Below are 13,276 nucleotides of genomic sequence, written 5' to 3' on the forward strand. Positions count from 1 at the left end.
CTAGGCCCGCTTCGGCGCGCCGACGGCGTGCGCGGCGCGGCCCTCGTCCGGCGCGATGGTGAGGGGGCGGAGGTGGCGTTCGGTGGGCAGCTCGGCCTCGACCTCGATGGAGTGGCGGCCGGGCCGGGGCGACCCGGCGAGGGCGGCATGCCGGGCGAGCCACGGCGCCAGGTAGTGGCCGACGACCTTCGCCGGGGGCCACCACAGCGTCTCGTCGGACACCTGCGCCGGGCCGCCGCCCCCGGCGACCGGGTTGCGCATGAAGCGCGGCTCGGATCCGGTCAGCAGCAGGCCGCGCATGACGGGACGGAACGGCACGGGCTCGACCGGGGCCCCGGCGCCGGCGGCGATGTGGCGGGCCGCGGCGTCGGCCTGCTGGGCGGCGAGGCCGCCCTGCTTGACGGGGAAGTTCGCTCCGTCGCCCACCGCGTACACGCCCGCGCAGCCGATCACGCGCCCGTGTTCGTCGGTCGGGACGAAGCCGTGGTCGTCGGCGGGGACGCCCGGCATCGCGCGCCCATCGACGGTGGGCAGCGCGACGACGCGGGCGACGTGCAAGCGCCGCTCGCCGGGCATCAGCGTGATGCGCCCGCCGGGTTCGATGGAGGCGTACGAGTCGGTGTGCACCGTGATGCCCGCCTGCTCGAGGAGCTCGGTCACCGCCGCGCTCGCCGGCGGCCCGAAGATCGCGAGCGGCGCCGGCTCGGGCGTGACGACGTGCATCGGCAGCTCCATCCCGGCCTCATAGGCGTGGCGCGCGATGAGCAGCGCGAGCTCGTAGACGGGCAGCGACCACGAGCCGCTCGGGGGCACCACGAGCGCCAGCGACGGGCAGTAGCCCTGCTCGATGTCGCGCAGCAGCCCGCCGATGAGGACGGGGTCGTCGTCGGTGAAGGTCAGGGCGTTCGCGTACGCGGGACGACCGACCGCGCCGGTGGCGAGGACGAGGACGTCGTAGTCGAGCTCGGTGCCGTCCGAGCAGTGCACACGGCGCGCGGCGGCGTCGACGGCCTCGACGCCCGTACGGCGGCGCTCGGCACCGAACTCGGCGCACGCCTCGTCGAGCGACACGTGCGTGACGTGTCCGGCGGAGAACGGGACGGCGACGGACATCGCACGCAGGACGAAGTCCTCGCGGGGCGCGACGAGCGTGAGGCGGAACTGCGCCTCACCCAGGTCGTGCAGCGCCATGAGGGTCTCCAGCGCGGCGACGCCCCCGCCGGCGATCACGATGCGAAGCGGGGCGATGCGTGCAGCGGTCATGAGATTCATGGTGGCGACTGCCGCGCCGGGCGCCATCGGGACAAGGCCCTCCGGCCGATCCGTAGTCCGCCGCACGGCGGGGAGGGGACGTCCGTCAGGTCTGCTTGAGCACCGCGTACCAGACGCGCTCGGCCACCACGATGACCTCGTCGCCCGTCCGCGCGAAACGCCGGTACAGCTCGCGGCGCGCGGTCACCACGTGGAGGTCCTCGAGCTCGATGAGCGCGGACATCGCCGCCCGGTAGGTGTGCTCCAGGTTCCGCGCTGACTTCACCGCCGCGTCGGCGGCGGTCGTCGCCGCGTCGGCCTCCTCGGGCCGCAGGCGCGCGAACGCCGCCTCCAGCTGCCGCGCGCCGTCGGCGAGCTGCCGGGCCATGGCGGCCATGGCGTCGTCCGGCGACGAGCCCATGAGCTCCGCCTCGCGCACCGTGTTCTTCGCGCTGTTGAGCACCTCGTCGAGGCCGCGCGACAGCTCGAAGATGTCCTCGGGCTCCAGGGGCGTCAGGAAGGCCGTGGTCAGCGCGCGCCGCAGCTCGCGCTTGTGGTCGTCGGCCCGGTGCTCGCACGCCCGCAGGCGCGCCGCCGCCTCCTCGTCGCCGGCCGCCCACGCGACGAGCTCGGCCAGCCCCTCGACGGTGATGGCGGCCTGTTCGCGCAGCATGCCGACGACGTCGGGGCTCTCGGGCAGGAACCAGCGGTGTGGCGTCACGAGACGGCCTCCCAGACGAGGAACACGAGCGCGCCCGCCGCAGCGGCCGCGGGCAGCGTGGTCACCCACGCCACGCTGATCGAGCGCACGACCTGCCAGTGCACGTGGCGCCAGCGGCGCCGGCCGGCCCCCACGCCGACGACCGACGAGGCGACGACCTCGGTGGTCGACACGGGCGCGCCGCCGACCGACGCGGCGAGGATCACGCCGGCCGACGCGGTCTGCGTGGCCAGCGCGTCGACCCGCGCCATGCGGATGATCCGCCGGCCGATCGTGCGCACGATCCGCCACCCGCCCATCGCGGTGCCGACGGTCAGCGCCGCGCCGCAGACGACCTTCACCCAGAGCGGGACGGTCAGGGTGTCGATATGGCCCGTCGCCAGCAGGAGCGCGGCGATGACGCCCATCGCCTTCTGCGCGTCGTTGGCGCCGTGCCCGAACGACAGCGCGGCCGCCATCGCCCACTGCGCCCGCCGCACCGGCACGCGGACGCCGGAGGCGGCGGAGCGCAGGACCCGCCGGTTGGCGCGCACGAGCGCGGCGCCCGCGGCCAGCCCGATCACCGGCGAGACGGTCAGCGCGATCAGGACGCCGACGACGCCGACCGGGCGCCAGCCGTCCAGGCCGCCCCAGTGCACCGCGCCCGTCCCGCCCTCCACGAGCGCCGCCCCCACGAGCCCGCCGACGAGAGCGTGCACCGAGCTCGACGGCAGCCCCAGCCACCACGTCGCGACGTTCCACATGGTCGCCGCCAGGACGCCCGCGCCGATCACCGCGACCGCGTCGTCGGGCGACACGTCGACGATCCCGGCGATCGTGTCGGCCACGGCGCTGCCGACGAGCAGCGCGCCGGCCATGTTGAAGACGGCCGAGAACGCGATGGCCGGCCCCGGCCGCGCGCCGCGGGTCGCCACGAGCGCCGCGATCGCGTTGGCGGCGTCGTGGAACCCGTTCGTGACGGCGAAGGCGATGGCGAACGCGATCGCCAGCTCGAGGCCCATCCGGCGATCATCCCCGACGGCGCGCCGGCTACGTCGTCGCCCGTAGGAAGCCGAGCACCCGCGCGGCGTAGGCGGCGGGGTGGCGCTCGACGGCCTTCGTGTGGGCCGCGTCGGGCACGGACCACAGCACGGCCCGCGGGCCGATGCGCTCGCGCAGCCGGGCGTCGATCTCGCGCTCGTGCCTCGCACCGGAGGCGATGAGCAGGACCGGCGCGCCGATGCGCCCCGCGACGTCCGCCAGCGCCGCCGGCTCGTCACCGCCGCCGAGCAGCTCGACGCCGCGCATCGTCACCCAGGTGACCGACGCGGGCAGCGGGCCGCCCTCGACGAGCCGCTGGTCGCCGGAGGTCGAGGCCCCGGCTCCGTCGGCGACGACCGCCGCGAGCGGCACGCCGCCGGCTGCGGCCCGCAGGGCCTCCTCCGCCCCCATCGACAGGCCGAGCATCGCAACCCGCTCGACACCGGGCTGCCGGCGCAGGAACGCGGCGGCGCCGGCGACGTCCTCACGGCCCTGCCAGCCGAGCGCGTTCGTGGCGCCCGCGCTCTCGCCGTGGCCGCGGGCGTCGTAGGCGAGCACGCCGTAGCCGGCGCGGGCCAGGAGCCGCAGATGGACCAGCGTGTCGGAGCGGTCGTCGTGGGATCCGTGGGCCAGGACGACCGCGGTCCCGTGGCGTCCCGGCACGTACCAGCCGGCGAGGCGCACGCCGTCGGACGCCGTGAACGCCACGTCGCGGGCGCCCGGCAGGCCGAGCGTCGCGGCGCTCGCGACCTGCTCGCGCGGCGCGTTCGTCGCCAGGCCGGCGTTGATGACCGGCACGAGCCACCACTGCGCCACCACGGCGACGGCCACGACGACCGAGACGATCTGCACCCACCGCCGCCGGCCGCGCAGGGCCGTCGTCGCGGCGACGGCGAGCAGCGCGACGCCCACGGGGATGAGCAGGATGCCCAGCACGTCCACGGGCCGCACGCCGGTGAGGATCGCGTGCGCGAGGAACACGGCGCCGCCCGCCGCCAGGGCGACGAGTCCGAGGACGCCGGCGAGCGCGGCGCGGGCCGCGCGCGGCAGCCGCGCGGTCGCGGTCGTGGCGGGGACGAGCATGAGCGGACGGTAGGCGGCGGTGGGCGCCGCGCCATCCGGGGCGGCCCACCGACCGTGTCCGCGCTTTCTACGGCGCCGGCAGCACGGCCTCGAAGCGCGACCCGTGCCGCACGGACAGCTCGCCGCCGCCCCGGCGCACGAGATCGCGCGCGAGCGCGAGGCCCACCCCGCTGCCTCCGGCCGCCGAGTGGCCGCGCAGGAACACGAGGTCGCGGTCGGCGTCGGCGACGCCGGAGCCCTCGTCCTCGACCGCCAGGCGCGACCAGCTCGGGCCGGTGGTGACGGACACGCTCGTCGCGCCGTCGCCGTGCGCGAGCGCGTTGTCGAGCAGCACGTCGGCGATCTGGCGGATCGCCTCCGGGGCCAGCCCGACCGGGGCCTCGTCGGGGACGTGGACGACCAGCGCGCGCCGCGCGGCGTCGAACCGGGGCCGCCAGACGGCGCGCGCCTGCTCGTCGACGATCCCCGCGAGGTCGGCGACCGGGCCGGCGCCCGCCGCCTCCCGCCGGCGACCGACCGCCTCGAGGTGCTCGATCGTGTCCATGAGCCGGTCCGCCTGGCCCTGGGCGGCCGCGGCCTCCTGGGCGATCGGCCCATCGTCGGCGAGGACGTTGATCTCCTCCAGCCGCAGGCGCAGGCCGGTGAGCGGGCTGCGCAGCTGGTGCGAGGCGTTGGCGGAGAACTCGCGCTCGGCGCGCAGGAGATCGGCGATGCGGGCGTCGGCCGAGGTCAGGGCCTGCTCGACCGCGTCGACCTCGGGCACGCCACTGATCTCGTGCTCGGTGGCGAAGCCCGGATGGCCGACGCCGGCGGCGCGGCCGGCGAGCCGCTCGAATGGCCGCGCGAGCCGCCGCGCCTGCACCAGGGCGAGCACGACCGCCGCGACCACCGCCAGCAGCGAGAGCAGGCCGACCGCGAGCCAGACGGTGCCGACGCGCTCCGTGCTCTCGTCGCCGGGCGCGACCGCCACCACCCGCCGGAAGCCCGCGTTGCCGTCGGCCGGGACGCGGAAGCCGCCGTCGTCGATGCGGTCGCCGCCCGACACGACGCGCCCGTTCCTGAGCGTGACCTCGAGCCGGTGGCCGGGCGCGGCGACCTCGGCGAGCAGCGCGGCGTCGATCCGGCGACCGGCGGCGCGCTCGGCCGCCAGCCGCGTGGCCGCCCGGTCCGCCTCGCGCTCGAGGCGCTGGTTCGCCGACTGGCGCAGGAGCTGCGTGCCGACGACGCCGAGCGGCACGCCGAGCAGCAGCACCGCCGCGACGGCGATCAGCGCGGTGGAGAGGACCAGCCGCCGGCGCATCAGCGGGCGGCGGCCGTGTCCTCGCCGTCGGCCTCGAAGCGGAAGCCGACGCCGCGCACGGTCGTGATGAGGGGCGGGTCGCCGAGCTTGCGCCGCAGCCACCCGACGTGCACGTCGAGCGTCTTCGTCGATCCCCACCAGTTCTCGTCCCAGATGCGGCTCATGAGCTCGTCCCGGCGCACGACCGCGCCGGCGCTCTCGACGAGCACGGCGAGGAGGTCGAACTCCTTCGGCGCAAGCTCGAGCTCGCGGTCGTCGCGCCACGCCCGCCTCGCCGCCCGGTCGACGCGGACGCCCGCCGCCTCGGCCGGCCCGGTGGCGGTGCGGGCGCCCCGGCGGCGCAGCAGCGCCCGCACGCGCGCGGTGAGGACGGCGAGCGTGAACGGCTTGGTGACGTAGTCGTCGGCGCCGGCGTCGAGCCCGAGCACCTCGTCGAGCTCAGAGCTGCGCGCGGTGAGCATGAGCACCGACGGCCGCGACTCGCGCTCGTGCAGCCGGCGGCAGACCTCGATCCCGTCGATGCCGGGCAGGCCGAGGTCGAGCACGACGACCTCGAACGGCGCCTCGGCCGCCGCCTGCAGCGCGTCCTCGCCGGTGCCCGCATGCTCGACGTCGTGCCCCTCGCGCTCGAGCGCCCGCACGAGCGGATCGGCGATCGCGGCGTCGTCCTCCACCACGAGCAGTCGCGCCATGGCGGGTCAGGCTACGGAAACCTGGAACACCTTTGCCGAACCTTGTCGCGGGCTTGCGCGGCACTTGCGCGGACGTCGGGCACCCTCGGGGCATGAACAGGACACCAGATCTCACCACCCTCGCCCGCGACGGCATCGCCCGCGCGGTGGGCGTCGTCGGGCTGGCCGGAGTCGGCCTGATCCACCTGCTCGACGCGCCCGGCAAGTTCGAGGAGACCCCGTACATGGGCTGGATGTACGTGGCGCTCATCGCCGGCTGCCTCGTCGTGGCCGCGGAGCTCCTGCGCACCGGATCGCGCGCCGCGTGGACCGGCGCCGCGCTGCTGGCGCTCTCGGCCCTCGTCGGCTTCACCCTGACCCGCACCGTCGGCCTGCCGCAGGCGACCGGGGACATCGGCAACTGGAGCGAGCCGCTCGGCATGGCGTCACTGTTCGTCGAGGGCTGCCTCGTCGCGCTGAGCATGGCCGCGCTGACCCTGAGCGGCGCGGCCGGCCGGGTGCGCGCGGAGCGCTCGCCGGGGCGCCGGACGCTCGCGGGTCAGAACGCCTAGGCGCGGTGGCGGGCGACGGCGATCGCGTTCGCCCAGCGGTACGGCGCGTCGTAGCGCGCGTCCGCGACCTCGGTCGCCGTCGCCTCGACCCAGCGGTTGTCGGCGCTGACCCGGCGCAGGAAGCCGATGCGGTCGTAGGGCAGCGCGCCGGCGTGCAGCGCCTCGTCCAGGCCCGGGTTGTGGCCGATCGGCCACGACAGCCACAGCTCGCCGCCGGGGCGCAGCAGCCGCACGAGGTGGGCCGCGGCGCGCACCGCCTTCCCGCGGTCCTGCGGCTCCTCGTCCCAGCCGACGTGCTCGATGGTCGAGACCGACACCACCAGGTCGTAGAGCGGCACGGGCGCGACGTCGAGGATGTCCTCGTTGCGCACGCCCGGCGCGTGCTCGTACTTGTCGACGACGTCGTGGCCCGTCACGCCGTAGTGGGCGAGCACGTGGCCGAGCTCGAGGGTCCGGGCGTTCGGGCGGTCGCGCACCGCCTGCGACGCCATCGCCACCTCCACCGACCGCTCGTTCTCGAACGCCCAGTTGTAGGGCGCGAACGCGTAGCGGTACGTGCGCCCGTCGAAGGCGAACGTGCGCCGCCCCCGCGTCACCCCGTACGCGCGTGCGAGCGTCTCGCGGCGCACGTCGAGCCGGCGCAGGCGCAGCCAGTCGGGGAAGGAGTCGGCGCCGCGGAAGGGCATCGCGAGAGAGTAGGGCTCAGGCCGCCGCGCCCGCGGCGCGCGCCCGACCGGCCGCCACGCCGCGTAGCAGCTCGGCCCAGGCCCGGACCATCGCCGCGCGGGTGAAGCGGGCCTGCAGGAGCGCGTGGCCGGCCTCGCCCAGGCGCGCGCGCCGCTGCGCATCGGCGGCCAGCGCGGCCAGCGTCTGCGCCAGAGCGGCCGCGTCGCCCGGGGCGACGAAGGCGGCGGCGGCGCCAGCGATCTCGCGCTGGCTCGGGCTGTCGCCCAGGACGACCGGCAGCCGCCGGTCCCACGCCTCGAGGGTCGTCAGGCCGAAGGACTCGGCGTGCGAGGGCGAAGCGAACACGTCGGTGTCGGCCAGCAGCGCCGCCTTCTCCTGCGCGGGGACGTCGTGGCGGACGACGACGCGGGCGCGGGCGGCCGGGTCGAGCGCCGCGATCTGCTCGGCCAGCCGGTCCGAGTACGGGGTGCGCGCGCCGGCGAGCACCAGCCATGCGTCCGGCCGCTGCGCCAGGAGGGCGGGCACGGCGGCGACGAGCGTGTCGAGGCCCTTGTGGGACCCGTGCTGGCCGACGTAGGCGACGATCGTGTCGTCCGTGCCGATGCCGTGCGCGGCGCGGAAGGCGCCGCGGCGCCCGCCGGCCGCGCCGGTGTCGATGCCGGCCGGGATGACGTGCAGGCGCTCCGGCCGCACCCCCTGCTCCGCCAGCCAGTCGCGCTCGTGCGCGGTGAACGGGACCGTCGCGGCACCACGGTTGAGGACCCGGACGAGGTTCGGGCGCTCGTAGCCCCAGCGGTCGCCCGTGTGGGCGGCGGGCAGGAAGACGACGGGTGCCCCGTCGGCGCGGCCGACCGGGTAGTGCAGGTGGTTGAGCGGCAGCGACGCGGCGGCGACCACGTCGGCCGGCAGCGTGCGCGCCGCACGGCGCAGCGCGGGGCTCAGCGGGCCGCTGCCCCACGTCCGCAGCACGTCGTTGCCGGGCAGCCGGGCCTTCCAGGCCGCGAACTGGGCGCGGTACACCGCACCGCACAGCCATGTCCGGGTGCCAAAGCGCAGGATCCGCACGCCGTTGCGCACCTCGTCGGATGGCGCGGCGACGCGCGGGAGGTGCGGGTCGCGAAAGCCGTCGACGCTCTGGGCGTCCGTCGTCGCGACGGTTACGCCGAAGCCGTGATCGGCGGCCAGGCCCTCGCACAGGTCGGCGACGACCCGCTCGACGCCGCCGATCGCCGGCGGGTAGCAGTGGACGACCCAGAGCAGGCGCACCGCGCGATGCTAGTGGCGGGGCGGCGGTCGGGGCGGGCCGGCTCGACGGGCTCGGCCGGCGGGGTCTCGGCGACCGGCGCGGCGGCCGGCGCGGCGCCCGCCGCATCCTCGGCCGTCCAGCGCTTCACGCTGCGGCGCAGGCCGGCGAGCGCGACCGCTCCGGGAGCGACCGGGGTCCACACGGCGAGGGCGCGGTACGCGAGGACGGCGGCGAGGGCCATGTCGACCGGCGTGCCGAACGCGACGAGCACGCCGACGAGGCCGCCGCTGACGCTGCCCGGGAGCGGGATCGTGTTCGCGAGCTGGCCGACGAAGTAGGCGAGGACGAGCACGGCGAACGGCGGTGGGGCGCCGAACGCGTGGAAGGCGGCCCACAGGGCGGCGATGTCGAAGCCCCACCAGACCGGGGCGCCGAGCAGGCGCGCGTCGGGGCGGCGGGCCAGGCGCAGGGCGTCGGCGACGGCCTCGCCCATCACACCGCTGTGGCCGCGCAGGCGCGCGAGGCGGCCGGCGCCGGGCATCGCCGGCGCGGGCGCGGCGGCCGGCGAGCGCAGCCGGCGGATGCCGAGTGTCAGGGCGCTCACGATCACCGCGGCGCCGGCGAAGATGCCGAGCGCCTCGAAGGCGACGGGGCCGTGGCCCGGTGCCGTGTGCGTGATGAGCAGGACGCCGACGGTCAGGATCGCGGCGAAGAAGACGCCGTAGAGGATCACGAGGAAGGTCAGCAGCGTGCGGACGGCGGCGCGGCCGCGATGCCCGGCGCGCTGCAGCGTCCACAGCGTGAGGGCGACGCCGCCCATGCCGCCGGTCGGCAGCAGGCGCGTCGCGGCGGCGCCGGCGAGCGTCACCTGGTAGCTCGTGCGCAGGTCGATGCGCGACGAGCCGCGCCCGGCGACGTGCCAGAGCAGGAGGCTGTAGCCGGTGATGGAGACGAGCTCGAAGCCAACGGCGGCGAGCGCCCATCCCGGCTGAGCGGAGAAGATTCGATCGAGCGCGTCGGCGAAGGCCTGCGCCGGGCGGCCGCCCAGGAGGAGGACGGCGGCAACTGCCGCGCCGCCGGCCGCCGCGAGGAGGAGAGCCCGCGGCGGCCGACGTCGCGATGCATGGGCCGCACCCCAGTGCCGCGACGGGGAGAGAGGAGTGAGGACAGCGGCTGAGGGGCGGGGTTCCATGCAGCAGCGACGCTACGCCCGCTCCTGGAGCGAGGCGCTGGGGCCTGCCTGTCAACCGGGGTGCGGATATCCGCACCCCCGGTGACGGTCTGCCCCCACACCCCGCCCGGACGCTCGGCCACGTCGCCATCTCGTTGGCCTCCCGGCCCCGCCGCTGACGGCCGTGCGCAGCGCCCTACCGCGGCAGGTCGACGAGCACCTTGCCGACGAAGCCGGCCTCGACGGCGTCGTGCGCGGCGGTGATCTCCTCCAGCGCGAAGCGCCGCACCGGCAGCTGGGTCAGCGCGCCGTCGCGCAGCGCCTCCGTGACGTCCGCCACGGCCTGCCGCTTCGCCGCCTCCGGCATGGTGTAGACGAGCACGAACTCGATCGCCGCGTTGCGGATCATCATCGTGCGGCTGGCCTGCATCGGCTTCGGCGACACCGCGTACGTGCTCACGACCCCGTGGTCCCCCACCACCTCGGCGTCCACATCCGCGTTCGCCGGCAGATCGACCTCCACGACGCGCCGCACCCCGTCCGGCGCCCATTCGCGCACCGCGGCGACCACGTCCTCGTTGCGGTAGTCGACCACGAGCTCCGCGCCGGCCGCCCGCGCCAGCTGGGCCTTCTCCGGCGAGCTCACGGTCGACGCGACCCGCGCGCCGCGCCACACCGCGAGCTCGATCGCCGCGTGGGCGACGGCGCCGGCGCCGCCATGGACCAGGACCGCGTCGCCGGCGCCGATCCCGTCGCCGGAGAACAGGCAGCGGTGCGCCGTCATCGCCGGGATGCCGAGCCCGGCGCCGAGGTCGAGCGAGCTGCCGTCGGGCAGCGCGACGGCCTGCTCGGACGGCAGCGCCACCAGCTCGGCGGCCGTGCCGTGCGCCCGCTGCCACTGCGCGAGCCACAGCCAGACCCGCTCGCCGACGCGGCGCTCGTCGACGCCCGCGCCGACGGCCTCGATCACCCCGGCGCCGTCCTGGTTGGGGATCACCTCGTCGAGTCCGGCGGCGGTGAGCCCGCCGCCCTTGCGCGACTTCCAGTCGGTCGGGTTCACGCCGGACACCGAGACGCGGACGCGCACCTCGCCCGGCCCGGGCTCCGGCACGTCGCGGTCGACGATCTCGAGGACGCCGGCGTCCGGGCCGCCGGTCAGGTATCGCGCAGCTCGCATGCCGCGAGCATACGGGTGGCCTCGCCCGGGCCGGCTGCCGAAGTAGGCTGCGGTCGTCGGTCGCGCCCAGACGGCGCGCGTGTCCACGAGGAGGAGAGCCGGATGATCAAGCTCAGCGTCCTGTATCCCAACGGCGACGGCATCACCTTCGACCACGACTACTACGTGCAGACGCACATGCCGCTGGTCCAGGACCGCCTGGGCGACGCGCTGAAGGGCGTCGGCGTGGACCGGGGCGTCGGCGGCGTCGGCCCGGGCGAGCCGCCCGCCTTCGTCGCGGCCGGGCACCTCATGTTCGACTCGGTCGAGGACTTCCAGACGAGCTTCGGGCCGCACGCGGCGGAGATCCAGGGCGACGTGCCGAACTTCACGAACGCGACGCCGACCGTCGTCGTCAACGAAGTCCTCGTGTAGGCGCGGCCGTCCTGCGCCACAGCTTCGTGCCGCGCACGCCGGCGCCCGGCCTGTGGCTCACGGGCGTGGCGACGTCGGCGGGCGCCGGCATCAACGCGCGCCGGCCGGCGATCACACGGCGCGCGCGGTGCTCGCCTCCGGCAGGAGCCCGGTCTCCAGGGCCTTCAGGCGCAGGGCGAGGTAGCGCGAGAAGAACCGGCACAGGTGCAGGTTGCCGCCCATGAACCAGAGTCCCGGATGGCCTGAGTCGCGCCAGATCGTGCGCAGCTCGCCCTCCTCGTCGAGTCCCCACACGGGAGTGCAGCGGTCGGCCACCTCGTCGCCCAACAGCCGCCGCGCCGTCTCGCGCATGTCCTCGTATCCGGTGGCGAGCACGACGACGTCGGCCTCGAGCGACGTGCCGTCGGCGAAGGCCAGGCCGGTCTCGGTGAACCGCTCGATCGCGACGCCCTGCTTGACCTTGACCTTGCCCTCGGCGATGAGCCGTGAGCAGCCCACGTCGATGTAGTAGCCGCCGCCCCGGGTGAGGTACTTCGTCAGCAGGCCGCTGCCGTCCTCGCCGAAGTCGATGGCGAAGCCGGCCTCCGAGAGGCCCTCGAGCAGCTCGCGGTCGAGCTCGGCGATCGCCTGCGTCGTCTGCTTGTTGAGCTCGCCCAGCAGTGGGAACGGGAACGCCGCGAACAGCAGGTCGGCGTCCTCCGTCGGCGGCCCTCCCTCCTCGTAGAGCCCGGCGAACACGAGCGGGATGCCGTGCTCGCTGCTCATCACGTAGGTCGACGAGCGCTGCACCATCGTCACGTCGGCGCCCTGCTCGTGGAAGTCGTGGGCGATGTCGTGCCCGCTGTTGCACGCGCCGACGACGACGGCCCGCCGGCCGGCGAACGCCTCGCCGCCGGGATGGCCGCTGGAATGCGACACGGTCCCGCGGAAGTCCTCCAGGCCCGGGATCTCCGGGACGCGCGGCTCGCCGCTGGCGCCGGTGGCGAGCACGACGTGCGCGGGGCGCAGCGCCCGCTCCTCGCCGCCCGGCCGGCGCACCCGAACGTCCCAGGTCCCGGCCGCGTCGTCGTAAAACGCGCCGACCAGCTCGGTCTCGGTCCACACGTCGAGCTCCATCGCGGCGGCGTAGGACTCGAACCACTCGGCGAGCTTGTCCTTCGGCGTGAACACCGGCCACGTCGGCGGGAACGCCAGGTACGGCAGGTGGTCGTACCAGACCGGGTCGTGCAGGACGAGGCTGCGGTAGCGCCTGCGCCAGTTGTCGCCGACGCGCCGGTTGCGCTCGACGACGAGCGTGTCGACGCCGAGCTGGCGCAGGCGCGCCGCCACGGTGAGCCCGCCCTGGCCGGCGCCGACGACGAGCACGCGCGGCTCGCGGTCCTCGAAGGACTGCTCGCGGCGGCGGCGGTCCAGCCAGATCTCGCGGCCGGCCTGCTCGCCGTGCTCCACGCCCCAAGGGCGGCGCGGGCCGGCGTGCTCCTCGTGGCCCTTGAGCTCCTGCAGCGCGGTGAGCAGCGTCCATGCCCGCCAGCCTCCACCGTCGGGCATCAGCCGCACGACGCCGCGCCCGCGGCCCACCGCCGTCTCGAAGTCGAAGAACGCCTCGATCCACCGCACGTCCTCGGCCGGCTCGACGAGCGCGACGGGCTTGCCCTCGGTCAAAGTGAAGCCGCTCGGCGACGCGGCGTCCAGATGCTCCTCGAGCATGCCCCGGATCCGGTCGGTGCCGCGCAGGGTGCGCAGGTCCCAGGTCAGCGCGAGCAGATCGCGCCACCAGCCGTCGGGCAGGAAGAGATCGTCGATCGCGTCCAGGTCACGCTGCTCGAGCGCCTCCGACAGGCCGGCCAGCCACTCGCGCGCCACGGTCTCGGTCATTCCCGCTCTCCAATCGGGGTGTGTGCGCGCAGTCAACGCTGCGCGGGCGCCCCCGTCAAGCAGATGGTCGGTGGCCCGACAATCGGAC

Annotated in this window: 13 protein-coding genes; 2 read left to right on the plus strand and 11 right to left on the minus strand. The window is 75.8% G+C overall.

What is annotated here, in order from left to right:
• The 6 genes from DSM104329_RS17010 to DSM104329_RS17035 all read right to left on the minus strand — a co-directional run bounded on the left by DSM104329_RS17010 (window position 1) and on the right by DSM104329_RS17035 (window position 6,067).
• Window positions 1–1,263 carry an NAD(P)/FAD-dependent oxidoreductase gene (locus DSM104329_RS17010; protein ID WP_259311043.1) on the minus strand — a complete coding sequence of 421 codons (1,263 nt, stop codon included), beginning with the start codon at window positions 1,261–1,263 and terminating at the stop codon, window positions 1–3.
• Window positions 1,264–1,357: 94 nt separating this feature from the next.
• A complete protein-coding gene (locus DSM104329_RS17015; RefSeq protein WP_259311044.1) occupies window positions 1,358–1,972 on the minus strand; it encodes a DUF47 domain-containing protein in 615 nt (204 codons plus the stop codon).
• On the minus strand, window positions 1,969–2,973 hold the full coding sequence (locus DSM104329_RS17020) for an inorganic phosphate transporter (protein WP_259311045.1): 1,005 nt from the start codon (window positions 2,971–2,973) through the stop codon (window positions 1,969–1,971). The genes DSM104329_RS17015 and DSM104329_RS17020 overlap by 4 nt, the downstream gene beginning before the upstream one ends.
• Window positions 2,974–3,001: 28 nt before the next feature.
• A complete protein-coding gene (locus DSM104329_RS17025; protein WP_259311046.1) occupies window positions 3,002–4,075 on the minus strand; it encodes an alpha/beta hydrolase in 1,074 nt (357 codons plus the stop codon).
• A gap of 67 nt (window positions 4,076–4,142) precedes the next feature.
• The gene (locus tag DSM104329_RS17030) at window positions 4,143–5,375 is read right to left on the minus strand and encodes an ATP-binding protein (protein ID WP_259311047.1); all 1,233 of its coding nucleotides are present in this window, start codon (window positions 5,373–5,375) and stop codon (window positions 4,143–4,145) included.
• On the minus strand, window positions 5,375–6,067 hold the full coding sequence (locus DSM104329_RS17035; protein ID WP_259311048.1) for a response regulator transcription factor: 693 nt from the start codon (window positions 6,065–6,067) through the stop codon (window positions 5,375–5,377). Before DSM104329_RS17035 ends, DSM104329_RS17030 begins: the two co-directional genes overlap by 1 nt.
• Before the next feature lie 92 nt (window positions 6,068–6,159).
• Between DSM104329_RS17035 and DSM104329_RS17040 the strand changes: the two genes are divergently transcribed.
• Window positions 6,160–6,618: a hypothetical protein gene (locus DSM104329_RS17040; protein WP_259311049.1), complete on the plus strand. Its 459-nt coding sequence runs from the start codon at window positions 6,160–6,162 to the stop codon at window positions 6,616–6,618.
• On the opposite strand, the gene DSM104329_RS17045 is transcribed toward DSM104329_RS17040, so the two are convergent.
• The 4 genes from DSM104329_RS17045 to DSM104329_RS17060 form a co-directional block, all read right to left on the minus strand.
• A complete protein-coding gene (locus DSM104329_RS17045; protein ID WP_259311050.1) occupies window positions 6,615–7,304 on the minus strand; it encodes a class I SAM-dependent methyltransferase in 690 nt (229 codons plus the stop codon). The two genes, DSM104329_RS17040 and DSM104329_RS17045, sit on opposite strands and share 4 nt — an antisense overlap.
• Before the next feature lie 16 nt (window positions 7,305–7,320).
• A complete protein-coding gene (locus DSM104329_RS17050) occupies window positions 7,321–8,571 on the minus strand; it encodes a glycosyltransferase family 4 protein (protein ID WP_259311051.1) in 1,251 nt (416 codons plus the stop codon).
• Window positions 8,463–9,743, minus strand: coding sequence for a lysylphosphatidylglycerol synthase transmembrane domain-containing protein (locus DSM104329_RS17055; RefSeq protein WP_259311052.1), 1,281 nt, complete (start codon window positions 9,741–9,743; stop codon window positions 8,463–8,465). Before DSM104329_RS17055 ends, DSM104329_RS17050 begins: the two co-directional genes overlap by 109 nt.
• 175 nt (window positions 9,744–9,918) lie before the next feature.
• Complete coding sequence (locus DSM104329_RS17060; RefSeq protein WP_259311053.1) at window positions 9,919–10,899, minus strand: NADPH:quinone reductase; 981 nt, start codon at window positions 10,897–10,899, stop codon at window positions 9,919–9,921.
• 102 nt (window positions 10,900–11,001) lie between these two features.
• Between DSM104329_RS17060 and DSM104329_RS17065 the strand changes: the two genes are divergently transcribed.
• Window positions 11,002–11,313 (plus strand): EthD family reductase, encoded by a 312-nt coding sequence (locus tag DSM104329_RS17065; RefSeq protein ID WP_259311054.1) that lies wholly within the window; start codon window positions 11,002–11,004, stop codon window positions 11,311–11,313.
• Window positions 11,314–11,424: 111 nt separating this feature from the next.
• Here DSM104329_RS17065 and DSM104329_RS17070 read toward each other — a convergent pair whose 3' ends face one another.
• Complete coding sequence (locus tag DSM104329_RS17070) at window positions 11,425–13,188, minus strand: flavin-containing monooxygenase (protein WP_259311055.1); 1,764 nt, start codon at window positions 13,186–13,188, stop codon at window positions 11,425–11,427.
• Window positions 13,189–13,276: the final 88 nt, after the last annotated feature.

The sequence above is a fragment of the Capillimicrobium parvum genome, from assembly GCF_021172045.1.
In the GTDB taxonomy this organism is placed as follows: Bacteria; Actinomycetota; Thermoleophilia; order Solirubrobacterales; family Solirubrobacteraceae; genus Capillimicrobium; species Capillimicrobium parvum.

Coding starts and splice junctions, on each gene's coding strand:
- DSM104329_RS17010 (WP_259311043.1), bottom strand. CDS start 1,263: ATGACCGCTGCACGCATCGCCCCGCTTCGCATCGTGATCGCCGGCGGG.
- DSM104329_RS17020 (WP_259311045.1), bottom strand. CDS start 2,973: ATGGGCCTCGAGCTGGCGATCGCGTTCGCCATCGCCTTCGCCGTCACG.
- DSM104329_RS17025 (WP_259311046.1), bottom strand. CDS start 4,075: ATGCTCGTCCCCGCCACGACCGCGACCGCGCGGCTGCCGCGCGCGGCC.
- DSM104329_RS17030 (WP_259311047.1), bottom strand. CDS start 5,375: ATGCGCCGGCGGCTGGTCCTCTCCACCGCGCTGATCGCCGTCGCGGCG.
- DSM104329_RS17035 (WP_259311048.1), bottom strand. CDS start 6,067: ATGGCGCGACTGCTCGTGGTGGAGGACGACGCCGCGATCGCCGATCCG.
- DSM104329_RS17040 (WP_259311049.1), top strand. CDS start 6,160: ATGAACAGGACACCAGATCTCACCACCCTCGCCCGCGACGGCATCGCC.
- DSM104329_RS17045 (WP_259311050.1), bottom strand. CDS start 7,304: ATGCCCTTCCGCGGCGCCGACTCCTTCCCCGACTGGCTGCGCCTGCGC.
- DSM104329_RS17055 (WP_259311052.1), bottom strand. CDS start 9,743: ATGGAACCCCGCCCCTCAGCCGCTGTCCTCACTCCTCTCTCCCCGTCG.
- DSM104329_RS17060 (WP_259311053.1), bottom strand. CDS start 10,899: ATGCGAGCTGCGCGATACCTGACCGGCGGCCCGGACGCCGGCGTCCTC.
- DSM104329_RS17065 (WP_259311054.1), top strand. CDS start 11,002: ATGATCAAGCTCAGCGTCCTGTATCCCAACGGCGACGGCATCACCTTC.
- DSM104329_RS17070 (WP_259311055.1), bottom strand. CDS start 13,188: ATGACCGAGACCGTGGCGCGCGAGTGGCTGGCCGGCCTGTCGGAGGCG.